This window comes from Bradyrhizobium sp. CCBAU 45389 (genome assembly GCF_028128625.1).
Lineage (GTDB): Bacteria > Pseudomonadota > Alphaproteobacteria > Rhizobiales > Xanthobacteraceae > Bradyrhizobium > Bradyrhizobium liaoningense_B.
Genome location: NZ_LBIY01000002.1, coordinates 274,742 through 298,697 on the forward strand (window position 1 = coordinate 274,742; position 23,956 = coordinate 298,697).

17 protein-coding genes and 1 pseudogene are annotated in these 23,956 nt (G+C 65.1%); 8 read left to right on the forward strand and 10 right to left on the reverse strand.

Features of this window, described 5'->3' with window-relative positions:
- Positions 1-906: 906 nt before the first annotated feature.
- Positions 907-1,089 (forward strand): annotated as a pseudogene (locus tag XH79_RS43065) (hypothetical protein); the annotation flags it as partial.
- A 153-nt stretch (positions 1,090-1,242) separates the two neighbouring features.
- Here XH79_RS43065 and gor read toward each other — a convergent pair.
- From gor to rpiA, 3 genes are read right to left on the reverse strand one after another with little or no spacing between them, the layout of a single operon-like run.
- Positions 1,243-2,631 carry a glutathione-disulfide reductase gene (gor, locus tag XH79_RS01340; RefSeq protein WP_271580359.1) on the reverse strand — a complete coding sequence of 463 codons (1,389 nt, stop codon included), beginning with the start codon at positions 2,629-2,631 and terminating at the stop codon, positions 1,243-1,245.
- 60 nt (positions 2,632-2,691) lie between these two features.
- A complete protein-coding gene (locus XH79_RS01345) occupies positions 2,692-3,243 on the reverse strand; it encodes a DUF2059 domain-containing protein (RefSeq protein WP_271580360.1) in 552 nt (183 codons plus the stop codon).
- A gap of 2 nt (positions 3,244-3,245) precedes the next feature.
- Positions 3,246-3,959, reverse strand: a complete 714-nt coding sequence (rpiA, locus tag XH79_RS01350; RefSeq protein ID WP_212338770.1) for a ribose-5-phosphate isomerase RpiA — start codon at positions 3,957-3,959, stop codon at positions 3,246-3,248.
- Positions 3,960-4,123: 164 nt separating this feature from the next.
- Between rpiA and XH79_RS01355 the strand changes: the two genes are divergently transcribed.
- The 3 genes from XH79_RS01355 to moaA all read left to right on the forward strand — a co-directional run bounded on the left by XH79_RS01355 (position 4,124) and on the right by moaA (position 6,567).
- Positions 4,124-4,798 carry an HAD family hydrolase gene (locus XH79_RS01355; RefSeq protein WP_212339966.1) on the forward strand — a complete coding sequence of 225 codons (675 nt, stop codon included), beginning with the start codon at positions 4,124-4,126 and terminating at the stop codon, positions 4,796-4,798.
- A 155-nt stretch (positions 4,799-4,953) separates the two neighbouring features.
- On the forward strand, positions 4,954-5,424 hold the full coding sequence (locus XH79_RS01360; protein WP_271580361.1) for a hypothetical protein: 471 nt from the start codon (positions 4,954-4,956) through the stop codon (positions 5,422-5,424).
- Between the two features lie 108 nt (positions 5,425-5,532).
- The gene (moaA, locus tag XH79_RS01365; protein ID WP_212338767.1) at positions 5,533-6,567 is read left to right on the forward strand and encodes a GTP 3',8-cyclase MoaA; all 1,035 of its coding nucleotides are present in this window, start codon (positions 5,533-5,535) and stop codon (positions 6,565-6,567) included.
- 82 nt (positions 6,568-6,649) lie between these two features.
- Here moaA and XH79_RS01370 read toward each other — a convergent pair whose 3' ends face one another.
- The 3 genes from XH79_RS01370 to XH79_RS01380 all read right to left on the reverse strand — a co-directional run bounded on the left by XH79_RS01370 (position 6,650) and on the right by XH79_RS01380 (position 11,484).
- Complete coding sequence (locus XH79_RS01370; RefSeq protein ID WP_271580362.1) at positions 6,650-8,899, reverse strand: ABC transporter substrate-binding protein; 2,250 nt, start codon at positions 8,897-8,899, stop codon at positions 6,650-6,652.
- Between the two features lie 147 nt (positions 8,900-9,046).
- Complete coding sequence (locus XH79_RS01375) at positions 9,047-10,576, reverse strand: aldehyde dehydrogenase family protein (protein WP_271580363.1); 1,530 nt, start codon at positions 10,574-10,576, stop codon at positions 9,047-9,049.
- A gap of 8 nt (positions 10,577-10,584) precedes the next feature.
- Entirely contained in the window at positions 10,585-11,484 is a 900-nt protein-coding gene (locus tag XH79_RS01380) for an NAD(P)-dependent oxidoreductase (RefSeq protein WP_333938770.1), read from the reverse strand.
- 80 nt (positions 11,485-11,564) lie between these two features.
- On the opposite strand from XH79_RS01380, the gene XH79_RS01385 reads away from it, so the two are divergent.
- The 4 genes from XH79_RS01385 (at position 11,565) to XH79_RS01400 (ending at position 16,446) form a co-directional block, all read left to right on the forward strand.
- On the forward strand, positions 11,565-12,491 hold the full coding sequence (locus tag XH79_RS01385) for a LysR family transcriptional regulator (RefSeq protein WP_271580364.1): 927 nt from the start codon (positions 11,565-11,567) through the stop codon (positions 12,489-12,491).
- A 273-nt stretch (positions 12,492-12,764) separates the two neighbouring features.
- Positions 12,765-13,304, forward strand: a complete 540-nt coding sequence (locus XH79_RS01390) for a TRAP transporter small permease subunit (RefSeq protein ID WP_145831530.1) — start codon at positions 12,765-12,767, stop codon at positions 13,302-13,304.
- Positions 13,301-14,902, forward strand: a complete 1,602-nt coding sequence (locus XH79_RS01395; protein ID WP_232955920.1) for a TRAP transporter large permease — start codon at positions 13,301-13,303, stop codon at positions 14,900-14,902. The genes XH79_RS01390 and XH79_RS01395 overlap by 4 nt, the downstream gene beginning before the upstream one ends.
- Before the next feature lie 254 nt (positions 14,903-15,156).
- On the forward strand, positions 15,157-16,446 hold the full coding sequence (locus XH79_RS01400) for a M20/M25/M40 family metallo-hydrolase (protein ID WP_271580365.1): 1,290 nt from the start codon (positions 15,157-15,159) through the stop codon (positions 16,444-16,446).
- Positions 16,447-16,672: 226 nt separating this feature from the next.
- Here the strand turns inward: XH79_RS01400 and XH79_RS01405 are convergent, their stop codons facing one another.
- The 4 genes from XH79_RS01405 to XH79_RS01420 all read right to left on the reverse strand — a co-directional run bounded on the left by XH79_RS01405 (position 16,673) and on the right by XH79_RS01420 (position 23,955).
- On the reverse strand, positions 16,673-18,067 hold the full coding sequence (locus XH79_RS01405; RefSeq protein WP_271580366.1) for an ATP-binding protein: 1,395 nt from the start codon (positions 18,065-18,067) through the stop codon (positions 16,673-16,675).
- Position 18,068: 1 nt separating this feature from the next.
- Positions 18,069-18,743, reverse strand: coding sequence for a response regulator transcription factor (locus XH79_RS01410; protein WP_130371747.1), 675 nt, complete (start codon positions 18,741-18,743; stop codon positions 18,069-18,071).
- Positions 18,744-18,927: 184 nt separating this feature from the next.
- On the reverse strand, positions 18,928-22,281 hold the full coding sequence (locus tag XH79_RS01415) for a DUF7379 domain-containing protein (protein WP_271580367.1): 3,354 nt from the start codon (positions 22,279-22,281) through the stop codon (positions 18,928-18,930).
- A gap of 75 nt (positions 22,282-22,356) precedes the next feature.
- Positions 22,357-23,955, reverse strand: coding sequence for a hypothetical protein (locus XH79_RS01420; protein ID WP_212338745.1), 1,599 nt, complete (start codon positions 23,953-23,955; stop codon positions 22,357-22,359).
- Position 23,956: the final 1 nt, after the last annotated feature.

The window sequence follows — 23,956 nt, forward strand, 5'->3', positions numbered from 1 at the left end:
TAGGTTTTAAGAGCTTCGGGAATGCCCGGCGGCTTCCTGTGGATAGGCTGGCGGCCTGCCCGGCCCCGTGGTGCTGCCGCTCCCAGGCGCTGGACGGCCTTCCTGCGGCCCGGGACGACCTCCTACATAGCGTTCGTTTAGCGATTGGGCTGCCTCAGTTGGCGGCCTTCTGGTTTTAGCGCTTTTGGCGTTTACGCCATCGCCTGGCGGTGTCGCCCGTTGCTCCCGGCCTGCCCGCTCCCGGTGCGCGCGCTGCCTGCCGCGTCCGTCGCCTGTCCGCGCCGTGATGGTGACGCGGTGACGGTGCGAGCCGTTGCCCGTGCTGGCTCCGGGTTCGATCCGTGCCGTGCATCTCAACGAAAGAAGCCGTGTCGAGGTGATGCGCACGCGACGGCGCGACCGTCGAAGGATGGCGGATGTGAGTGCAACCGTCCAATGACATAGATCAAGACGAGGACGGGCAGAGCGAGTAAACTTTTAAATCTTGGGGCAGTCCAGCAAGGGAGGTAGTCATGATCTCTCGGCGGAAGCTTCTTTCTTCTTTGGGCTTGGCGACTGCAATAGCCGCGTTCCCGACCGTGCTGATGGTCCCTGACGCGGAGGCGCAGACCGCTGGTATGGAAAGGCGTCAAGATCGACGTGAGGGGCGACACGAGCGCCGCGAGGATCGCCGTGACGCGCGCCAAGTGCGCCGCGAGGGTCGCCGTGAAGCGCGCCAAGTGCGGCGCGGAGTTACGACGGCGCCAGGAGTTGCGACGGCGCCAGGAGTTACGACAGCGCCAGGAGTTACGACGGGGACAGCTAAGTAGCTTGGCTAGAGCGTAGTGGGTCGATAGGCCATCATCTCCGCTCACCGCCCGGTGCAGCGCCTGCAGTAGCTCGCGTGCATGAGGGGAAGAGTCGATCAGCCTCATCGGCGTCGGCGAAAATGCCCAGGTCCTGAGAGGCCTGCTGAAGGGTATGAACGAGCTGCGCGGCTGGACACCGACGCAGCGCGACGAGATCGACGGCCTCGCCGGTCAGATCATCACGCACAAGGACGTCCGTCCCCTGCGCACCGAAGGCAAGCCGGTCGGGTATCTGTACGCGTACGTCTTCGCTTGCGGCCATCCTTCGAGACGCCCGCCTATGGCGGGCCCTCAGGATGAGGTCACACTTCGCGGCGAGATCTTAGACCCTCATGGTGAGGAGCCCGCCAAAGCGGGCGTCTCGAACCATGCAGGCCAGGCTCTTCCGACAGCCCTACTCCGCCGCCTGCCGCACGTGGCGCGCGGTCGGGGTGCGCATGGTGACGAGCTCTTCGGCCGCGGTCGGATGCAGCGCGATGGTCGCGTCGAAATCCGCCTTGGTCGCCTTCATCTTCACCGCGATCGCCACGGCTTGCGTGATCTCGGCGGCGGCATCGCCGACGATGTGGCAGCCGAGCACGCGGTCGGTCGAGCCGTCGACCACCAGCTTCATCAGCACGCGGGTGTCGCGGCCCGACATCGTCGCCTTGATGGGGCGGAAGGTCGTCTTGTAGATGTCGACATGGCTGAATTGCGCGCGCGCCTCGGTCTCCGTGAGACCAACGGTGCCGACCTCCGGCTGCGAGAATACGGCCGTCGGGATGTTGGCGTGATCCACCTGCACCTCGCGCTTGCCGAACACGGTGTCGGCGAAGGCATGGCCCTCGCGGATCGCGACCGGCGTCAGGTTGAAGCGATGGGTGACGTCGCCGATCGCGTAGATGCTGTCGACCGAGCTCTTGGAGAAATGATCGACCGCGATACCGCCATTCCTTGGATTGATGGCGACGCCGGCGTTCTCCAGGCCGAGATTAGCGACGTTGGGATGGCGGCCGATCGCGAACATCACCTGGTCGGAGGCGATGCTCGAGCCGTTCGACAGATGGGTGGTGAACTCCTCGCCGTGACGGTCGACCTTGGTCACCGTGCAGCCGGTGAGGATGGTGATGCCCTGCTTCTCCATCTCGGCTCGCACATGCGTGCGGACATCCTCGTCGAAGCCGCGCAAGATGTTGTCGCCGCGATAGATCACGGTGACGTCGGAGCCGAAGCCGGCGAAGATGCCGGCGAATTCCAGCGCGATGTAGCCGCCGCCCTGGATCACGATCCGCTTCGGCAGCTTCTTGAGATGAAACGCCTCGTTGGACGAGATCACGTGCTCGATACCGGGAATCGCCGCGCCATGGTTGGGCGCACCGCCGGTGGCGATGAGGATGTACTTCGCCGTGACCTTCTTGTCGTTCTCGAGCAGGCGGATGGTGTGCTTGTCCTCGATCACCGCACGGCTCTTGACGATCTGCGCGCCCGACTTCTCGACATTCGTCGTGTAGGCCGCCTCCAGCCGCGCGATCTCCTTGTCCTTGTTGGCGATCAGCGTCGCCCAGTCGAAGCTCATGGACCGGATGGTCCAGCCGAAGCCGGCGGCGTCCTCGATCTCGTGGCGGACATGCGAGCCGATCACGAACAGCTTCTTCGGCACGCAGCCGCGGATCACACAGGTGCCGCCCATGCGATACTCTTCCGCGATCATTACGCGGGCGCCGTGACCGGCCGCGATGCGGGCGGCACGCACGCCGCCCGAGCCGCCACCGATGACGAAGAGGTCGACGTCGAATTCAGCCATTGTCCACTCCGACCTCTTCCAGGGAGTCCCTATCAGGTATCCTCTGTCAGATAGGTACTGTCAGATTTCCTTGCCACGCTTGCGCATCTCGGCGCGGAAGGCACCCATCACGGTCTCGGAGAAGTTCTGGGCCCAGGAGTTCATGAAGGCCATGCTGAGACCGATGGCGCGCGGCTCGGCTTCGATCAGCTTCTTGCCCAGCGGCGACCTGTAGAAGGTGACGAGATCCTTCAGCTCCTGCTCGGTGAACTCGCTGGCATAGATCTGCGCCATGCCTTCACCGATCTCGTTCTGGCGGCCGGCGAGCTGCTGGGCCACGATCGGCGCGACCTCGTTGAGATCCTTCTGGTAGTTGAGGTTCTGCTGCGTCAGCGCGATCTTGGTCTTCTCGACGAGGCCGGGCACGGCGCCCTGATACATCGCCGTGGCGTTCTTGATCTGCAAAATTTCCCTGGCCGCGGCGATCGCCGCCGGCGAGGCCTTCGGCTGGGCCGGCGCTGTGGCGGCCTTGGGCTGGGCCGGCGCCGCCTGCTGCGCCATCGCCGGGACCGCCGCGACGGCCAGGCCAGCAGCAAGGGTCGCGGCCGGCAATAATTTCAAAACGCTCTTCATTCCTAGTCTCCTTTCGGCTTTCGCCGTTCAATCACGCGAATTCCCTCGCCACCCGCCAGGACGGCCGAGCTGGCCAAGCCGATGAACAATCCATGCTCGACCACGCCGGGGATCGCGCTCAACGCCTTGGCGAGGCTGGCGGGATCCGCAATACGTCCGAGCTGGGCATCGACGATCCAGTGGCCGCCATCGGTGACGAAAACGTGGCCGTCCTTGGCCTTGCGGACCGCCATTTGCCCGGAAACGCCGCAGTCGGCAAATGCCTTCTCGATCGCGCGGCGCGTCGCGCCAAGCCCGAACGGGATGACCTCGACCGGCAGCGGAAACTTGCCGAGCGTCGGCACCCATTTGCTGTCGTCGGCAATCACGATCATGCGGTCCGAGGCGGCCGCCACGATCTTCTCGCGCAGCAGCGCTCCGCCACCGCCCTTGATCAGATTGAGCTCGGGATCGATCTCGTCCGCGCCGTCGACGGTGATGTCGAGATGGTCGATCTCATCCAGCGTGGTCAGCTTCACACCGCAACGCTCCGCATCGGCGCGCGTGGCCTCGGAGGTCGGCACGCCGATCACCTTGAGCCCGGCCGCCACCCGCTCGCCGAGCAGCTCGACGAAATGCTTTGCGGTCGAGCCGGTGCCGAGCCCGAGCTGCATGCCGTCACGCACCTCCTCCAGCGCCCGCGCCGCCGCCTGCCGCTTCAACTGGTCCATGTTCAATTTTGCGCCCGCCTCTGGCTTGAGAGTGCCGCCGGTATTAGCCGCTTGCGGCGGCCTATGTAGCCTCGTTTTTCCCGCCGGAACAGGCCTCTGGGCCGATCTTATAAGGTGAACTTATGGCTTCGGCCCTTGCGTCGATCCGGCCGGCCCGATAGCGCTTGGCCATGACCTCCCCCTACACCCTCGTCTTCGATCTCGACGGCACGCTTGTGGACACGGCGCCCGACCTGATCACCGCGCTGAACTACGTGCTCGACCGCGAAGGCCTGCCGCCCGTCCCGGTGGCGTCGGCCCGCAACATGATCGGCGCCGGCGCCCGCAAGCTGATCGAGCGGGGGCTGGAGGCCGAGGGCCGGAGCGTCACGCCCGCCGACATGGACCGGATGACGGCGGATTTCATCGCCTATTACGCCGAGCATATCGCGGTCGAATCCCGGCCCTTCGAGGGGCTCGAGGCGGCGCTCGACCAGTTTGCGGCGCAGGGCCATCGCCTCGCCGTCTGCACCAACAAGCTGGAATGGCTGTCGAAGCGGCTGCTGGACCAGCTCGACCTCAGCCGCCGCTTCGCGGCGATCTGCGGCGCCGACACTTTTGGGGTCCAGAAGCCCGATCCGACCATCTTCCGGGAAACGGTGGCCAGGGCCGGCGGGGACGTGAAGGCCAGCATCATGGTCGGCGACGCCGGGACCGACGTCGGGGTCGCCCGGCGGGCCGGGGTTCCCGTGATCGGGGTCAGCTTCGGCTACACGGACGTACCGATTGCCGAGCTGAAGCCGGACCGGCTGATCCACCACATGCGCGACCTCCCGGCGGCCGCCAGCAGCCTGATGATGGCCTAGCATTCGACAAGATCCTGAAATCCCACCAAAAAATCAAAGATACCCCGCGTTAACCAACTATTAACTATGCGCGGCGCGCCGGTTGCCTGCCCTCAGCGACGTCCCTAAGGTCCGCCCGGGATGTGGCGGTTCGTCGCAGCAGATGTGGGTGGTTCATGCGTCGTGTGATCGCGATTGCACTAGCGGGAGCAAGCTTGGGTGGCTGCTCCTCGATGTCCTGGGACATGTTCAAATCGGCGCCCCCGACCGTTCAGGTCCAGCTCGAATCCAATCCCCCCGGGGCTGATGCCACGACCTCGCTTGGTCAGGGCTGCAAGACCCCCTGCTCGGTCTCGGTTCCCGCGCCCGACGCCCCATTCACGGTTGCTTTCGCGCTGCCAAAATACCAGCCCGCGAGCGTGCCGGTGAACGTGATCAAGAATCCCGGCGATTTCACCACGCCTGCCTCGGTCACCACCGACCCGAATCCGGTGTTTGCGGAGCTCCAGCCAGCCGCCCCGCCGAAGCCCGTCCGCAAGCCGCACCGGCCGAAGAAGCCGAAACCGGCCGCGACCGCCGCGGCGCCGGCCGATGCTGCACCTGCGGCCGGCTCGCCGTTCCCCGATCCGAACGCGGGCAAGCGCTGAGTTACGTATACCACCCGATTGTCCTCGACGCGTCCGATGCTTAGATTGCTTCCAGAGCACCGCTGAAGCAAAGGTGCGCCCGTCGCCGTAAGTGACAAGGCATTTGGTATGAACGGACCTTCCGTGAGCCCCCGCGCTGCGCTGTCGAGCGCGATGACCGATCCGTTCGGGCGGACGATCACCTACTTGCGAGTCTCCGTCACCGACCGCTGCGACCTGCGCTGCTTCTATTGCATGTCGGAAGACATGACGTTCCTGCCCAAGGCGGACCTGCTGACGCTGGAGGAACTCGACCGGCTCTGCTCGGCCTTCATCGCCAAGGGCGTGAAGAAGCTGCGCCTCACCGGCGGCGAGCCGCTGGTCCGCCGCAACGTGATGTCGCTGGTGCGCTCGCTGTCGCGGCACCTGACGAGCGGCGCCCTGAACGAGCTGACGCTGACCACCAACGGCACCCAACTCGCAAAGCATGCGAAGGAACTCGCCGATTGCGGCGTCCGCCGCATCAACGTCTCGCTCGACACGCTCGATCCCAAGAAGTTTCGCGAGATCACCCGCTGGGGCGAGATCGATAAGGTGCTGGAAGGCATCGAGGCCGCGCGGGCCGCCGGCCTCGCCGTGAAGATCAACGCAGTCGCGCTGAAGAACCTCAACGAGGACGAGCTGCCCTCGCTGATGCGCTGGGCCCACGGCAAGGGCATGGGCCTGACGCTGATCGAGGTGATGCCGATGGGCGAAATCGGATCGGGCCGCATCGACCAGTATCTGCCGCTGTCGCTGGTGCGCGCACGCCTCGCCCAGCAGTTCACCATGACGGATCTCGCTGAATCCACCGGCGGCCCCGCGCGCTATGTCAGCGTCGCCGAGACCGGCGGCAAGCTCGGCTTCATCACGCCGATGACCCATAATTTCTGTGAATCCTGCAACCGCGTGCGGATCACCTGCACGGGGACGCTACACACCTGCCTCGGCCACGAGGATGCTTCGGACCTGCGCAAGCCGCTGCGTGCATCTGATGACGACATGCTGCTTGCCGATGCGATCGACCGCGCCATCGGGCTCAAGCCCAAGGGCCACGATTTCATCATCGACCGTCGCCACAACCGGCCCAGTGTCAGCAGGCACATGAGCGTCACTGGCGGCTGAAGCATGATCCGGCCCCGGAGGGGGCGGACTCATGCTGCGAATTTCAAGAAGGTGTGGCGGACCGGCGAGGTATCGACGCGCCTCACAAGGCATAGCGCCGGTAGAGCACGACGATGACAGCGAGCACCGTCCCGGCATAAATGACCTGCGCTGCGTGATCCAGAACAACAGCGGCGCGCTTTCGGCCGGTGGCCCGAAGTTTTTCATGTTTGTAGCCCGCCAATATCGTCATCAGGCATAGTACAAAGAAAATGTAGAACATCTCTTCGACCACCACCGTGTATCCGACATCGCCGATCTGGCTGCTCACCGCCACGAGCAGCACCGCGCTCGCCAGGATCGAGGTCACCGGAATGGTCACGCGTTCACGAAACATGGTTTCGGGAAAGAACAGCGTCGCGAATACGACGAGCACGAGCAGGAACATCGGCAGCAGGTTCTTCAGCATGTAGATGGAGGAGCTGCGGCGCAGCACGATGGTCGCATCGAATCCTGCGAATTCCGTCATTGCCCCGGCATCAAACAAGGACGCCTTGCCGAGCGTCGATCCGCTGGACATGGATTCGACGAAATAGTTCAGCCCGAGAAATCGCCAGAGCGGAAGTCCGGAATAGGCCCCGTCCTCGGCCCGCGAGCTTCCGTCCTCGGCAAGGCGCAAGCCGAACCGATCGATGACATAGGTGACGAGTTCCCGCCGCTGTTCCGTGTTCTGGAAATGCAGACGCAATTTCTGCGTGTCGAACGGATAATCATGGAGATCGAAACGGGCCTTGAAATCGCCGTTGATGCGATAGAGCCGATAGCTCAGGCCGTCTTCCTGTCCAGCCTGAATCGGCCGAGCTGCATCGAACGCCCCGCGATCCAGCAAGGCCGGGAATTCGACGTGCGTCTGCGCCTCATCGTCGCCGGCGAACCGCATCCAGAGATAGAAGTCGACGTTGAACGAATTTTGCTTCACGTCGATCCGACTGACGCGAATGATGTCGATGCCGGTATAGACGACGCGTTGAATCCAGTAGCGCCGACCCTCGAACGCGATGACATGGCCCTTCTCCCGTTCGGCGTCGAGATCGATTCCATCCGGCTGATCGATGCGCACGAGTTGCAGCGGCGCCGTGACGAACCGACCGTAACGGAAGAAACCCATTCGGATCGGGCGCGGAATGTCGCGGTTCGCGTTGAAATAGAGCCGCCCCGTCAGCCCGACGACCGCCGATTTCGGACTGTTGATCGCGGCCAGTGCGAGGCGCACCCGGTCGCGATCCGCAACCTTGCTGTCGGATGGTTTCTGAATCCCCTGCCCCATAAACCGGCGATGTACGGCAGCTCGTCTCAGCGCGTCGATCATCAGGCGCGCGGCGTCATACGAGCCACCGCCAACCCAGCTTGGGGAGGTTCCCGCTCTCGCTTTGTAGTCGGCGGCGAAAGCCTGCGCCGCCGCGCCGGCGCTGTCGAAAATCAGCGACGATGCCGCATACAGATTCTCACTGAAGAAACCCGGACGCGTTTGTTCCTCGGGCTCGTTGACGAAATTTCTCAAATAGCTTTCGCGGCCCGCGCCCTGGGTTGTGATAATCGTCCCCGTGATGCCGCGGCGACGCAGCGCCTTGACAATGTCTGCGATATAGTCGGCTGCCGCGCCGACGACGATGACACCGGGACCGGGCTCCTGCGCGGCAGCGTCCAGCGCCTCATCTAGCGATCGGATCTGACCGGCTGCGACGTCCAGTCCGAAGACGCGCAACTGCTCCGCCGGATAGGCCGCCGCAAATCCACGCTCAAAACTCTTGCCGTAGGAATCGCGCGTGTGAACAAGACGGACTCTTGGCTCCTTCATCACGGCGCGCAGATGCTCCGCGATCGAGCGCGCCTGTGCGGAGACCGGCGACAGCGCACGAAAATAGTAATCATTGGTGGATGTCAGATCGTCGGCAGCCGCGGTTCCCGTGAGCGCCGGAATCCGCGCATCCTTGTATGCCGGCGCTGCCGCGAGCGATGCGGAGCTGAGATAATGGCCGAGCACAGCGACGCATGGGCTGTCGGCGATCGCCTGCGCATTCGCGCGCGCCACGGCTGGATCGCTTGCGTCGTCGAACAGAACGAGTTCAATCGGCCGTCCGCTGACGCCACCCTTGGCGTTCACTTCGTCGAATGCAAGCTGCATCGCGATCAGGCTTTCCGTCCCGGCCGGGGCGGATGGGCCAGAGAGCGAATTGGCGAACGCGATGCGAATAGGCTCCGGGCGGGTCCAGAGGATGGCGGCCCAGGCGATGCCGAGCACCATGGCGACGCCCGCAACAACGGCAAGCCACATGATCAGCCGCGGCTTCATCGTCGATCCTCGCATCGGTCGGCATAAGCCGAGATTCTCCAGATCGAGGCCTCAGTCAGGTGGAGATTGCCGCCGCTGAGAGCGTTTTTCAAGCCTGCCCGATTGCCCCGGCAAGATCTACGACCGCTCAAACAATAGCCTAAAGCCTTACTCCCGAATCCCCGGCGCGTAGCCGAAGCCCACAGCCGGCTCGGCCGCGGTCTCGACCCAGACGCTCTTGACCTGGGTGTACTCGAACAGCGTCTCGACCCCGCTCGAACGGCCATAGCCGCTCATGCCGAAGCCGCCGAAGGGCGAGGCGACGTTGATCGTCTTGTAGGAGTTGATCCAGAACGTTCCGGCCCTGACCTGCGCGGCAACCCGATGCGCCCGCGCGACGTCGCGCGTCCAGACTGCGCCGGCGAGACCGAAATCGCTGTCATTGGCAAGTGCGATCGCGTCCTCCTCGGAATCGAACGGGATCGCGGCGACGACGGGTCCAAAAATCTCGTCGCGCGCAACCGCCATGCTGTTGCTGACGTCGCGCAGCACGGTCGGCGCGACGAAGAAGCCGCCCTTCCCCGTGCTGCCGTCGCTGCCGGTCGCGAGCTTTGCCCCTTCCGCGAGGCCCTGCTTCACCATGCTGAGCACGCGGGCATATTGCCGGGCATTGTTGATCGGCCCGACCTCGGTGTCCGCGGCGTCGGGCGCGCCGACCTTCAGCTTCGCGGCACCATCGGCGACCATCTTGACGAAGCGATCATAGACGGAGCGTTCGACCAGTAGCCGCGAACCTGCGACGCAGCTCTGCCCGGCGCCTGCGAAGATGGCCGACTGCGCGCCGATCGCAGCGCGTGCGAGGTCGGCGTCGGCAAACACGATGTTGGCGGACTTGCCACCGAGCTCGAGCACGCAGGGCAGCAGCCGCTTGGCCGCGGCTTCCGCGATCAGCCGGCCCGTCGGCACTGAACCTACGAACACCACCTTCTTCACCGCCGGCTGGCCGAGCGCGGCCTGCCCCGTCGTGTGGCCGTAGCCAGCGAGCACATTGACGAGCCCGACCGGCAATCCCGCTTGTTCTGCAAGAAGCGCGACCGCCATGGAGGTGAGCGGCGTCAGCTCCGACGGTTTCAACAGCACGCCGTTGCCCATGGCGATGGTGGGTGCGACTTGCCAGCCGCAGGTGAAGATCGGCGCATTCCAGGGCGTGATCTGCAGCACGACCCCGACGGCTTCGCGCCGCGTGTAGTTGAGATGGCTCGACGGCACCGGGATCACGTCGCCGTGGAATTTGTCGGCCCAGCCGGAATAGTACTCGAACATCTCGGCGACCTTGGCGACCTCGACGCGCGTGTCGCGGATCGGCTTGCCGGCCGAGAGCGATTCAAGGCGCGCCAGCTCCTCGGCCTTGCCCTGGATGGCCCGCGCGATCGCCTGCATGACGCGCCCGCGGGCCGCACCGGTGAGCCGCGACCAGCCGGCTTGCGCTGCGCTGGCCACTGCTGCCGCCTCGGCAACGACCGCCTCGCCGGCATCACGATAGGCATAGAGCGGCACGCCGGTTGCGGGATCATCGATCGCGATGAGCTCGCCGGTACCAGGAACGATACGGCCCGCAACGTGAGAACCGATCGCCGCGCAATCAGGCCAGAACGGAGCGAGCGCATCGCGCAGTCGCGTGTCGATGAAAGAGGTCATGCTGTTGCTCACATCCTGCCGAGCTGAGTCTCGACGATCCTGTTGAAGTCTTCGCCGTCGCCGATCGAGGCGGCGCTTTGCGACCAGACCCGTGCGGCTTCCGCGGCGATCGGCAAGTCGAGCGCGAGCTCGCCGATGAGCTGGCTCGCCAGGCGCACGTCCTTGCGCATCAGCTTCATGGTAAAACCGGAATCGAACGCGCCGTTCAGCACCCAGGTCGGCAGATTGACCTGCGTGACGCCGGACCGGCCGGAGCCGGCATTGAGGCCTTCGAGCAGCCGGGCCGGATCGACCTCGGCCGCGCGCGCGATCCGCATCGCCTCGGCAGCGGTCAACAGATGCGCCGCGCACAGCAGGTTGTTGATGATCTTGCAGACATGCCCGGCGCCAACCGATCCGACATGGACGCGCTTCGCGCTGATGTCGGCAAGAACAGGCTCGACCGCGGCCACATCGGCGTCGGCACCGCCGATCACCATGGTCATGGTGGCGGTGATGGCGCCCTTCGGGCCGCCGCTGACCGGCGCGTCGATCATGGACATGCCGTGCGCGGCGAGAGCTGCGGCAAGGCGGCGGGTCGTCTCGGGATGGGATGTCGAGGTGTCGACCACGCGCAGGCCCGGCCGTGTATGGGCGATGATTCCGCCCTCGCCGGCCACGACGGCATCGACGATCTCGGCGGTCGGCAGCGAGAGGATGAGCAGATCGGCGCGGGCGCAAAGCGGTCCGACACTCTCGAAAACCGCAACACCTTCCGATGCGAGCGCACTGCGCACCTTTTCCGAGGCGTCGGTCCCGAGCACCTCGTGCCCGGCCCGCGTCAGCGAGAGCGCCATACCGCGCCCCATATTCCCGAGCCCAACGACGCCGACGACCGCCATGTCCAGTCCCTCACCCTGCGATTTCAGGCAAAACCATAGGGATTCGGGCCCGGGCTGGGGATCAGCGGCGCGGTTGCCTAATGTTGCCTCATAGGCAACACTTGGGCATGAGCAATGCACTCGACGAAAACCGGCTCCGCTACCTTTTCGAGGCCGCGCATTACGGCGCCGTCCGCGCCGCGGCCGATGCGCTTGGGGTGAACCCGTCGGTGGTCAGCCGGCAGATCGCCCTGCTGGAACGGGAGCTCGACGCCGCCCTGCTCGACCGCCATAGCCGCGGCGTGCGGCCGACCGAGGCTGGCGAGCTCCTGATCGCGCACTACCGCCGCCATACCGTGGACCGCGACGACACCCTGGCCCGCTTGCGGGAACTCCAGGGGCTGCACCGCGGTCACATCGACCTCGTGCTCGGCGAAGGCTTTGCCGCCGATCTCATGGGCGGCGCGCTCGGCGAGTTCTGGCGGCGGCATCCGCGGCTGACCATTTCGCTGGAACTCGCCGGCACCAGCGAGGTCATTCGCGCCATTGCCGACGATCGCTGCCATATCGGGCTCGTCTATCACCCGCCCCAGGATCCGCGAATCCGCTCCTGCGCTGCCATCCGTCAGCCGATCTGCCTGATCGCGCGCCCCGACCATCCGCTCGCGAAGCTCCGCCGCCCGGTCAAGCTTCGGGAGATCGCCAGGCACACGCTCGGGATCATGCATGCGGGTTACGGCACGCGTCAGTTGCTCGCGATGGCCGAAACGTCCGAGAAAATAGGTCTCTCGCCGAAGCTGACCACGACCTCGATCAGCATCTTGAGAGATTTCGTCCGCTCCGACCTCGGCGTGACCCTGCTCCCGGCGTTTTCGGTGGCAGCGGACCTCGAGGACGGATCGCTGGTCGCCCTCCCCGTCGACAATGTGCTGCTCTCCTCGGCGGAAGCCCACATCGTCACGCGGTTGGGCCGCGAGCTGCCGAACGCGGCCAGCCAGTTGCTCAGGTTCTTGATGAGCCGGATGAAGGCCTTCCAGGCCGCCGGCCGCCGCTAACCTAAGCTTTTGACCACGCGTCAATTTGTCCATTTTCCGATTGACGGCAGGTGAAGCCGCTGGTTTGGTGCGACCGCCTTTGCTTGCCCGGCAGCAATAAGCCGGCCCGCCCGTTGGCGGTCGCGGTCAAGACGGCAAGGCACGAGGGGAGGACTGACGCCGCAACGCTTTCGGAAAACGAGCCGTGCGGTCGCGTGCTTTTTCGCATGCGGACCGAGCGATGCGTGCTGATGCTGCTCCCGTGAAGTTAGACCGCGACGGAGAAAAAATAAGATGCGTCCATTGCTGGCGGTGAGCAACGCCATCGATCTTCTCAATGAGAAGATCGGCTACGTCTGTAACCTCCTGGTGCTTTTGTCCTGCCTGGTCAGCGCGGCCAACGCCATGATCCGCTACGCCTTCAGCTACTCCTCCAACGGCTGGCTGGAGATGCAATGGTACATGTTCGCGATCCTGGTGATGTTCGGCGCGTCCTACACCTTCAAGCGCAACGAGCACGTCCGGGTCGAAATCTTCTATCTGCTGCTGTCCGAGCGCGGCCAGCTCCTGCTCGACCTGATCGGCACGCTGTTCTTCCTGATTCCCGCCTGCCTCCTGCTCGCCTATCTGTCCTGGCCGTTCTTCATGCAGGCCTATGACGTCGGCGAGATGTCCGGCAATGCCGGCGGCCTGATCCGCTGGCCGATCAAGTTCGTAATCCCCGCCGGCTTCGTCCTGCTGGCGCTCCAGGGTGTTTCCGAAGTCATCAAGCGTATCGCGGCTCTCCAGGGCTATGTGACGATCGACGCCAAGTACGAGAGGCCGACCCAATGATTACGCTGGAAATGATGCCGCCGCTGATGTTCGGCGGCCTGGTTCTGGCGATGCTGATCGGCTTCCCGGTTGCGTTCACGCTTGCCGCGGTCGGCCTGTCCTTCGGTTTCCTCGCCATCCATCTCGGCTTCTTCGACCTCAACTTCCTCCAGGCCATTCCCGGCCGCGTATTCGGCAGCGTGCTCTCCAACGAGCTGCTGCTCGCGATCCCGTTCTTCACCTTCATGGGCGCGATCTTGGAGCGATGCGGGCTCGCCGAGGACATGCTGGATTCGATGGGCCAGCTGTTCGGCCCGGTTCGCGGCGGCCTCGGCTATTCCGTGATCATCGTCGGCTTCATCCTCGGCGCCATCACCGGAACGGTGGCGGCGCAGGTGATCGCCATGGCGCTGATCTCGATGCCGGTGATGATCCGCTACGGCTACAACATGCGCTACATCACCGGCGTGCTCGCGGCCTCCGGCACGATCACGCAGCTGGTGCCGCCCTCGCTGGTGCTGATCGTGCTCGCCGACCAGCTCGGCAAGTCGGTCGGCGACATGTATCTCGGCGCCTGGGGCCCCTCGGTGTTCCAGATCATGCTGTTCGCCGGCTACACCTTCATCCTCGGCCTGATCAAGCCGGGCCACGTGCCGCCGGTGCCGAAGGAAGCGCGCACGCTGACCGGCTGGGCGCTGTGGAAGAAATGCCTGATGGGCATCATCCCCTCGGCCGTGCTGATCTTCGTCGTGCTCGGCACCATGATGATGGGCCTTGCGACCCCGACGGAAGCCGGCGCCATGGGCGCGGTCGGCGCCATCGTGCTCGCCGCGATCCACCACAAGGACTTCACCTCGAACGATCGCAAGGTGCTGGTCATTGGCGTGATCGCCGCCGGCATCGGCACCATCATCGCGATGCTGTTCAGCGAGAATTTGATCTTCAAGCTCGCCTTCGCGGTGACCTATCTCGCGGTGGCGTGGATCTGCTTCCAGGCCGCGCGCATTCCCGACCTGCGCGACCTCATCAAGCAGGGCTACGAGTCCACCATGCGCCTCACCTGCATGGTCACCTTCATCCTGATCGGCTCGACCTGCTTCTCGGTGGTGTTCCTCGGCGTCTCCGGCGGCGTCTGGCTCGAGCATCTCCTGACCTCGCTGCCCGGCGGCGTCTGGGGCTTCCTGATCTTCATCAACCTCTTCATCTTCTTCCTGGCGTTCTTCCTCGACTTCTTCGAGATCGCCTTCATCATCCTGCCGATGATCGCGCCGATCGCGCAGAAGATTCTCGCCCCCGTGGTGGGACCGGACGCGGCGCTGATCTGGTTCGGCGTGATGCTGTGCGTGAACATGCAGACCTCGTTCCTGCATCCGCCGTTCGGCTTCGCGCTGTTCTACCTGCGCGGCGTGGCGCCGAAGGAAGTGAAGAGCTCCGACATCTATTGGGGCGCGATGCCCTGGATCGGCCTGCAGATGATCATGGTGCTGCTGGTGATCATCTTCCCGTCCGTGGTGACGGGCCTGCTCGACAAGCCGCTCAACGTCGATCTCGACAAGGTCAAGATCGAGGTCCCGCAGATCGAGCTTCCGCCGCTGGATCTCGGTCCGCCGCAGAAGTAAGGCGACTCGCACACCTGCCCTCTTACCCTCCCCTGGAGGGGGAGGGTCGATCGCGCGTAGCGCGAGCGGGGTGGGGTGATCTCTCCCCGCGGGCAGTGTTCGTGTGGAGAGATCACCCCACCCCGTCGCCCATTTCGCTGCGCTCAATGGTCGCCGACCCTCCCCCTCCAGGGGAGGGTGGAGACCGACACGCGTGACACGCGCGGCGAACACAGGCATACCGGGCCCATCCTCCAACCGATGGACCGCCGCGCATGCCCCGATCGCACCCTGTTCCCTCGCTCGTCGCTTCGTTGATCGCCTCGCTGTGGCTGACATGTGCTGCCACCATCACGCACGCCGAGCCGGTGGCCGACGTCCACGCGCTGGCACAGAAGGAGCGGCAGCCGCTGCTCGACACGCTGCGCGATCTCGTCAGCATCGAATCCGGCAGCAAGGACATCGACGGCCTGAACCAGATCGCCGGGCGGGTGGCCGACCAGCTCAGGCAGCTCGGCGGCACAGTGGAGATCCTGCAGCCCACCGACATCTATCGCCTCGACGACACGCCCGAGAAAATCGGTCCGGCCGTGCACGCCGTCTTCAAGGGCACCGGCAGCAGGAAAATCATGCTGATCGCCCATATGGACACGGTGTACCTGAAGGGCATGCTGAAAGACCAGCCGTTCCGCATCGACGGTGACAAGGCCTATGGCCTCGGCATTTCCGACGACAAGCAGGGCGTCGCGCTCATTCTCCACACCGTGGCGATGCTGCAGAAACTGAACTTCAGGGAGTACGGCACGCTCACGGTGCTCACCAATGGCGACGAGGAGATCTCCTCGCCCGGCTGGCGCAGCACCATCACAAAATTCGCCTCGGATCAGGACGTGGTATTCTCGTTCGAGGGCGGCGGCACCGACGGCACGCTGCGGCTCGCCACCAGCGGCATCGGCTCGGCCTATCTTTCCGTGATCGGAAAGTCGTCGCATGCCGGCGCAAGACCCGAGGGCGGCATCAACGCACTCTACGAGCTCTCGCACCAGGTGCTTCAGATGAAGGACCTGTCCAAGCCCGAGCAAGGCCTGAAGCTGAACTGGACCGTCTCCAAGGCCGGCACCAACCGCAACGTGATCCCGGCCGAAGCCACGGCCCAGGCGGATGCGCGCGCGCTCAAGGTCTCGGACTTCGACGAGCTGGAAAAAGCGCTGCAGGAGAAGATCAAGAACCGCCTGCTGCCCGATTCCAAGGTCGAGCTGAAATTCGAGGTGCGCCGTCCGCCACTCGAGGCCAACGACGCCTCGCGCCGCGTGGCGGCCTACGGCAAGACGATCTATGGGGAGCTCGGAATACCTCTCAAGGTCGACGAGAAGGCGACCGGCGGCGGCACCGACGCCGCCTTTGCCGCGCTCAAGACCAAGGGCGCAGTGGTCGAAGGCATGGGCCTCTCGGGCTTCGGCGCGCATTCCAACGATGCCGAATATGTGAAGCTCGACACCATCGTGCCGCGTCTCTACCTGACCACGCGCATGATCATGGATCTGTCCACCGGCAAGGTGAAATAGCGCCCAGCCTCTTCTTCCCTTCTCCCCTTGTTGTGGGAGAAGGTGGCGCGAAGCGCCGGATGAGGGGTATCTCTCCGCGAATTCAGTATCGTAGGGTGGGCAAAGCGAAGCGTGCCCACCACTTCTCTGTTGCAGTGTTGGATCGATGGTGGGCACGGCGCCAGTGCGCCTTTGCCCACCCTACGATTCCGGACTCGCGGAGAGATACCCCTCACCCGTCTCGCCGCTATCGCGGCGAGCCACCCTCTCCCAAAAGGGGAGAGGGCAAAGCGCCCTCCTCCGCCAGCCGAAAGCGCAGCGTGAACTCCGCGCCGCCGCCGGGAAGGTTCTCCACGGCCACCGTCGCGGCGTGATCGTCGGCGACGCCGCGCACGATCGAGAGCCCGAGGCCGGCGCCGTCGCTGCGCTGGCGGTCGGCGCGCCAGAAGCGCTGGAAGATCAAATCGCGCTCGGCTTCCGCGATGCCCGGGCCGCAATCGCGCACGCGCACCGAGCCGTCCTCGCCGACCTCGACGTCGACCGCGGTGTCCGTTGCAGTGAACTTGATGGCGTTTTCGGCGAGGTTGAAGATCGCGCGCTGGAGCATCTCGGCATTGCCGTGGATCAGCACCGGCGCATCGACGCCTTTCAGCGCGATGTCCTTGTGCTGGGCGAGCGCGAACGGCGCGATCGAACCGACCACCTCGGTGCAGACGGCGCGCAAATCGGCGGTCTCGCCGGGATCGAGCACCAGGGTGTCGAGCTCGGCGATCTCCAGCAGCTGGGCGACGATGCGGCTCATGCTCTCGATGTCGGCGTGCAGCGCCTCTCTTGCCGCGCCGTCATGCAGCGTCTCGATCCGCGTGCGCAGGATCGTGAGCGGCGTGCGCAGTTGATGCGCGGCATCCGCGGTGAACTGGCGCTGCACCCGGAAACCGTCCTCGAGGCGGTCCAGCGCCTGGTTCACGGCGGTGACGAGCGGCATGATCTCGCGCGGGATCTGCTCCGTCGGCAGACGGATGTCGGTGCGTGCCGGACCGATATTGCTGGCTTCCTCCGAGGCCTTCCACAGCGGCGCGATCGCGCGGCGGAAGATGATGATGTCGGTGGCGAGCAGGACCAGCAGGATGGGGATGGTGATCCAGCCCACCCGCCGGAAGAAGTTCGAGATGATGTCGTCGATGATGACGTCGCGATGCGAAAGGTCCTCGGCGACGCGGATGCGCACCGTCTTGCCCTCGATGACGCGCGTCACGCCGGCGCCGGAAATCGTTTCGGACAGCGGCGGCGCCGGTGTCGCGGCGCCCGCCTTGCGGCGGGATGAGAACAGCACACGGCCGTCCTCATCGCGGATGTCGTAGAGGTAGCGGCCGTAGGCTTCCGAATAGAGACCTCGCAGGCTGTCCGGCAGAATGAACGTCAAGGTGCCATCCGCCTGCGGGACGATGCGCTCGGCGAGCACCTCGGCCTGGGCGCGCATGGCGTCGCGATGGAGCTGGTCGACCTCCGAGTTGAGCAGCCAGAACAGCACCAGCGGCAGGAAGATCGCAACCACCGCAACGGCCACGATGTGCAGGAACACGATGCGCCAGATCAGCGATTTGAACGTCGGCGATCTGCCATAGGCGCTCGCGGCGGCCACGCTATTTCTCCTCGGCCATCAGGTAGCCGACGCCGCGGATGGTGTGGATCACGACCCTGGCGCCATGCTCGGCGAGCTGCTTGCGCAGCCGCGAGACGTAGACTTCGACCGCGTTGGAGGCGACCTCGCCTTCGAGACCGAAAATGTGGTCCTCGACGTTCTTCTTCGGCACCACCCGCCCCTGCCGGCGCAGCAGGATCTCCAGCACCGAGGTCTCGCGCGCGGAGATGATCCGCGGCTGGTCGTCGACGAAGATCTGGCGGCTCTCGGTGTCGTAGACGAGGTTGGCCAGATGCAGCGAGCGGCCGAGCAGCTGGCCCGGCCGACGCAGGATCGCCTCCAGCCGCGCCACCAGCTCCTCCATCGCGAACGGCTTTGCGAGATAGTCGTCGGCGCCGCTGCGCAGGCCGCTCACGCGGTCCTGCAGGCCGCCGCGCGCCGTCAGCACCAGCACCGGCAGCGGCTCCATCTGCCGGCGCAACTCGCGCAGCACCGACAGGCCGTCGCCATCAGGGAGGCCGAGATCGAGGATCATCGCGGCGTAGCTGACGCTGCTGACCGCCTCGCGCGCCTCGGCCGCGCTGCCGACGATGTCGCTCTCATATCCGGCCGCCGACAGACCGGCGGCCACGAGCCGCGACAGCTCGGCATTGTCCTCGACGATCAGAAGGCGCATCGCATTTCCTGCCGGATGGTCCGGTGTCACGGCACGGCTCGCGCCGCATCCGTGCTCTCTTCCCCCATTCGTCCGGTTTCGGCCAGCGAAAAAGCACCGGGCAGGCCGACCTCGAGGGTCCCGTCAGGTTCATGTAAGCCGATCCGGCGCGAGCTCAGGATGCGAGGGCGGTGGATGGATCCCGCTAGGGAGCATCCGCGGCGCGCGCGAACGGATTGCCATACACGGAATAGGCGAGCCAGGTCAGTTCCTTCCGGTTCTTGGCGGCCTCGCGCGCGGCGCGGACGGCATCGACCAGCGCATCTCCCTGCTTGAGCGAACGATAGAACGCCTCGGCAAAGCTGTAGGCCAGCTTGTCGTCGACCGACCAGAGCGCGCCGACCAGCGCGCCGGCGCCGCGCTCGGAGTACGGCCGCAGGAAGGCATCGACGAAGCCGGCGACACCTCCGCCGATGCCGCGCCCGGCGCGCCCGGTCTGACAGGCGTTGATGAAGACCATCGGATTCGGCCCGCTCTCGGCGAAGCGGGCATACGCCTTGACCTGATCCGCCGAGAGCGAGTCCTGGGCAAAATTGCCGTCGACCTTGGTGCCCGTCATCAACAGGTCGGCCGTCATCACCGCCCGCTGTGCGGCCTCGCCATGGCAGGCAAAGTGCAGGACGTCGCAGTCCTTCGCGTCCTTCTGCAGGAAGCCGGTCACGGCGATGCTCTCGGCCGTCACCTCGCGCGGGCTGCCGAAGAGCTTGGCCAGCATCTGACGTTCGGCATCGGCGCCTTCGAGCTGCAGGCCGGGATCGACATAGGCCGGGATCACGCAGTTGACGCGATCATTGCGCATGGCGAGTTGCGGACCGGGCCACGGCGTGCTGTGCAGCCAGCGCACCAGCCCCCATTCCGCGAGAAAACCCTTCCCGTCCGGTCCGGACTTCCGGTCGTTGATATAGAGCAGCTCCCAGGGAATGAACGGCTCCTCCGAGATGACCTGGATCGCGCGGATCGCGTCGCGGTGGGTCCACAACGCCTCGCGCACCTTGTCCGGCAGCAACTCGTTTGCCATGACGATTCCGTTGGCCTGCAGGCGCGACAGGAACTGGTCATACAAGCGGTTCGTTGCGAGCCACGCGCTCTCGATGCCCTTGAAGATCTCCGCAACATAGACATCGCGGGAGAAGCCGCCCGGAAGCGTGCGCGATTCCGAAACCGCGATGTTCGGGTCGACGCAGGCCAGATCGAAACGCAGCGTCACCTTGCCGCTCTCGACGATCTCGTAGATCCGCAGCACCGCCGGCTCGTCCGGATGTGCCGCCATGGCCAGTCCAGCCTGGCTCCGGCGCAAGGTCTTGCTGTCGGCATCGACGAACACGGGTGCCAGGGTAAATGACGCGAGAATGCGCGGGCCCTGCCTTGCTTCGACCAGGATGTCAGCCGCGCCTTCCGCGGCGCCCTCCACGACGAAGCGGAGCGACTCCGCCCGCTGATCCCGCGGCAGGTCGATCTCGGCGCTGGTGTCGCCGATGACCCGGCAATTCTTGCGCGCGATGACCTCGACGACGATCGCGCGTGCCGTATCGACGTTGACCGGTGCATCCAGCGCGGCCGAAGCCGGGCTCTGCGCGGCCTGAATCTTCTCGCGGGAGACCGTGACGAACAGCGGGACCGGCTTCTTCGGCGGCGGATGAGACTCGATCTCCGCCGCAAAATAGCAGGCCGCGGTTCGTGAATCGGGCGACGTCGATACCGGGGGCGGCGCGTCACCTGCGGCAGGCGCCTCCTGCGGTCTGGCTGGCCTCGCCGAAGGAGCGGAGCGGGATCGCGTCCGTCGCAATGTGAGCGTGTCCGACATGGGGCCGGATCCCGGGCTTTCCCATTCGCGCGCAGCCACACTGGATTCAAGCGGACTTTCGACAATGGAGCCCACTCCCCGCCTCGATCGTCGCGGCGGCGGCTGCTGCAGCTCGATCTGCACCGGGGCTCTCTCGGGACGAGCTGCGCCAAGACCCAGCCACTCGCTCAATTTCGCGGGCACGATGTCGGTCGCGAAATACGTGGTGTGAAACACGTCGTCCGTATCGCCGAAAGCAAACGTCGCGTCCTTCGCAAGGCGTGGGCCACGGGTCCCGAACGACGTCATCGACGCCGTATCCACCACCAGATCGTTGTCGAGCTGGAACAGCCGATTTGTCACGCGATCGGCAACGAACTCGGCGAACTCCTTCGTCACGCCCTTGTCGGGCGCGATCTGCGCGACGAAATTCGACGTGATCGCATGATAGGCTGCGAGCCCGTCGAGAGGACCGGCCGCGCCGTTCAGTTCCTTAACGAGATCGCTTGTCGGGCGCATCGCGGCAAGTCCGGGCACCCGGCCCTCATCGATGGCGACTTCGGAGAACGCCTGGACGAAACGGCCGACCGTCTTGATCCCCTGCGACGCGATGGGGCTCAGCGCCGCGCCGCCTGCGAGGAATGACACCGCGCGGACGCCGGCCATGATCCCGTTGGTGTAGAGGTCGATCATCGCCGCCCAGTTCTCGGGCTCGGCCAGATGCGTTCCGGCATTGGTGCAGCCGACAAAGACGGCCTTGCCGAGCCGGATGTCGGGCCGCTTCTCCGCGAGCAGATTTTCGGCCACGCGATAGACCAGTCCGCCGCGACTGTGGATGACAGCGTCGATCGAGGAATTTTTGGGGATTCCGAGCGCCTGCAGCGCGGCAACAAGAGCGGCCGCGTTCTCTGCCGGTGCGACTGTCAGGGTCTTGTGATCGAAGCCGAGGACGGCGTCGTAATGCGCGCCGGCCTTCGACAGGAACGTCTTCCCGCTGTCGGAGCCGGCTAGCTGCGCGAATCCGCTCGCCGTCGACGAGAACGTGCCGTGCACCATGAGCAGGATCTTCAGCGGGCGATCCTGCGGCAGTCGGGGCCGCGCCGATCGCGCCGGCGTCCATGCTGCCGGATCGGACCCGGCCATCACCACGATGCCCTCTTCCTTGTCCCCCTCGATGTAGTCGGTCGCCACGTCGATCGCCGTTCTGGCGGCGAACTTCAGCACATAGGCACGGACCGGATCGATCAGCTTGTCGGACACCCAGTCGAGGACGGGACCGCGCTTGCCGCTGGCGGGGACGATGCCGCGCGGCGAACCCCTCGCCCCAGCCGTCAGCGGAAATACCAGAACCTGTCCAGCTCCACGCCGCCTCGACGGTTGGCCCGCCGCTTGCGGATAGGTCCAGGCATAGACGCCGCCTGCGCCCTCGATCAGGACCAGCGCCCGTTCAGACGGGTCGACTTCGACCTCGATCTGCGTCGGCGTCGATGCGTCCCGTCGCAGCGCACGCGTTCCCGGGCGCGTCGGCACCATCTCGACCTCGGCCGCGATGGTGAAGTCGGACGCCAACGCTCCCCTCAGCTGATCGGCGCCATCGATCTGGCTGGCAGTGCCCCGGCGAAATCCGCGGCGAACGGGACCGTCCTGAACGATCCTGATTTCGACATCGTCGGGACTGCGAACCACGATCCCGTTCGCTACTTCGAGTTCAGCCATGACTTCGCCCCTCTCCAGACGATCTGCTTCGTCGCGTCCTCATATGGCGCACGGGCTTGCGAGCCCGGCATGAAATCAAGATCTGAGCTGCGTGCTCGGCTGAGACGCCGGTGCCGCCCACTCGAGCCGATTGCCATCGAGCGCCGACGATTTCCGGATCAGCTTGTTGGCCTCGATGTAGGCTTCCGCGGTCGACGGCACGAGATAACCCATGACGAAGCCGAGCACGCCGAACAGAGCGACGATGAACCCGTATTGCAGCCAGGAGATGTACGGCATGTTCAGGCCAAAATGCCTGCTCACCAATGTGAAGCCGATGAGAAGACAGAGCATGGTAGAGGCCATGACCACCGCATGGGTCGCGCCATCCCTCAGCCTTGCTTCGTGATAGTCCAGTCGATCGGCCCGGAGCCGCACGTCGAGAAGAATGCTCAGGACCATCGTATTGACCAGGAAGACGAGAGACACCAGCGAGCTTGCCGCAAGCGGATGACCGCTGGCCAGCCAGCCGGGCGCGATCGGGATCGTGCTGTAGGTGATCCAGAGCACGGCGTTGCCGATCAGATAGGATAGCCCCCCGAACACCACGTAGGAGCGCCAGGGCAAGGCGTACAGCGAGGGTCGCGCGAAATTCGTCGAGGCCTTCGGATAGATCGCAAAGAAGATCGAGATCGTCAGGGCTACCGCATGTGCGGCGGAGGAGAGCCCTCCGGTCAGCGAGCCGACTTCATAGTTCTTCGACAGGTTCATGAAGAGCAGCGGCAAGACGGAGACCACGAAGTCGAGCACGAAGATGATCACCAGGGGGGCAAACGGCAGCGGCTGGGGGAGAACAGTGTGATATCCGAAGCTGGAAATCAGCTCGATCCGGGAGTCGCGCCTGTCGACGACCGACAGCGTCGCCTCGGCCAATCGACGCTGGTAGGCGACGCGCAGATCCTCGCATTCCTCCGCGATGAAATCGGAAATCTCGAGCACCAGCTCCATCGCGTCCACGTCCGACACCGTGATGTCCTCCGTCAGCAGGAGCGCACGGGCCGAGCGTCGCAGCATGCGCCGATATTGCTTTTCCATCTCGTCGAAGGCGGCTTTCCGGGCCCGGAAAAACCTGTCGAACCGCTTGTTCTCGCGCAGCGCGACAAAACTGGTGTGGAGGGAAGCGACCTGCTTGATCATGGTTGCCGCGCCGACGGCGAGCACGTCGTTGTCGTCGTTGAGCGCCTTCTCGATCAGCCCGGCGGGAACGCCGTAGCCTTCGAGCTCGCGCTGCAACTCGGGCCTTGCCCGCTCCGTCACGCTGATCGGCGACCGCGCGATGGCCACGATGACCGTCTCCACGGCCTGCGGGTAGCGGGCCAGCGTCTGCATCATGGTCCGCAGGAAATCGATCACCCAACCGAGCAGCGGCAGGTGGGGCGCCAGCACCATGAAGGCGATCGTCGCAGGAATCGCAACGAGCGGTTCGAGTCCGCGGGACAACAGGATCGCGACGAAGAAATAGAACACCACCGCGATCATGACGTAGCCAAAGACCGCAAAATAATAGCGATCGCGCATCACGGCATAGCGAATGTCCGAGATTTCGAAGGGCGCGTGAAAGTCGATCGCGCTGACGACGCAGATCGCAATCGCACCGAGGCAGAGAGCTACGATCGACGGGTCAACGCCTTGCATG

Excerpts from the sequence above, each read along its gene's own strand:
- gor (WP_271580359.1), bottom strand. The coding sequence starts at position 2,631 with ATGGCTGAATTCGACGTCGACCTCTTCGTCATCGGTGGCGGCTCGGGC.
- XH79_RS01345 (WP_271580360.1), bottom strand. The coding sequence starts at position 3,243 with ATGAAGAGCGTTTTGAAATTATTGCCGGCCGCGACCCTTGCTGCTGGC.
- XH79_RS01355 (WP_212339966.1), top strand. The coding sequence starts at position 4,124 with ATGACCTCCCCCTACACCCTCGTCTTCGATCTCGACGGCACGCTTGTG.
- XH79_RS01360 (WP_271580361.1), top strand. The coding sequence starts at position 4,954 with ATGCGTCGTGTGATCGCGATTGCACTAGCGGGAGCAAGCTTGGGTGGC.
- moaA (WP_212338767.1), top strand. The coding sequence starts at position 5,533 with ATGAACGGACCTTCCGTGAGCCCCCGCGCTGCGCTGTCGAGCGCGATG.
- XH79_RS01370 (WP_271580362.1), bottom strand. The coding sequence starts at position 8,899 with ATGAAGCCGCGGCTGATCATGTGGCTTGCCGTTGTTGCGGGCGTCGCC.
- XH79_RS01375 (WP_271580363.1), bottom strand. The coding sequence starts at position 10,576 with ATGACCTCTTTCATCGACACGCGACTGCGCGATGCGCTCGCTCCGTTC.
- XH79_RS01385 (WP_271580364.1), top strand. The coding sequence starts at position 11,565 with ATGAGCAATGCACTCGACGAAAACCGGCTCCGCTACCTTTTCGAGGCC.
- XH79_RS01390 (WP_145831530.1), top strand. The coding sequence starts at position 12,765 with ATGCGTCCATTGCTGGCGGTGAGCAACGCCATCGATCTTCTCAATGAG.
- XH79_RS01395 (WP_232955920.1), top strand. The coding sequence starts at position 13,301 with ATGATTACGCTGGAAATGATGCCGCCGCTGATGTTCGGCGGCCTGGTT.
- XH79_RS01400 (WP_271580365.1), top strand. The coding sequence starts at position 15,157 with ATGCCCCGATCGCACCCTGTTCCCTCGCTCGTCGCTTCGTTGATCGCC.
- XH79_RS01410 (WP_130371747.1), bottom strand. The coding sequence starts at position 18,743 with ATGCGCCTTCTGATCGTCGAGGACAATGCCGAGCTGTCGCGGCTCGTG.
- XH79_RS01415 (WP_271580367.1), bottom strand. The coding sequence starts at position 22,281 with ATGGCTGAACTCGAAGTAGCGAACGGGATCGTGGTTCGCAGTCCCGAC.
- XH79_RS01420 (WP_212338745.1), bottom strand. The coding sequence starts at position 23,955 with ATGCAAGGCGTTGACCCGTCGATCGTAGCTCTCTGCCTCGGTGCGATT.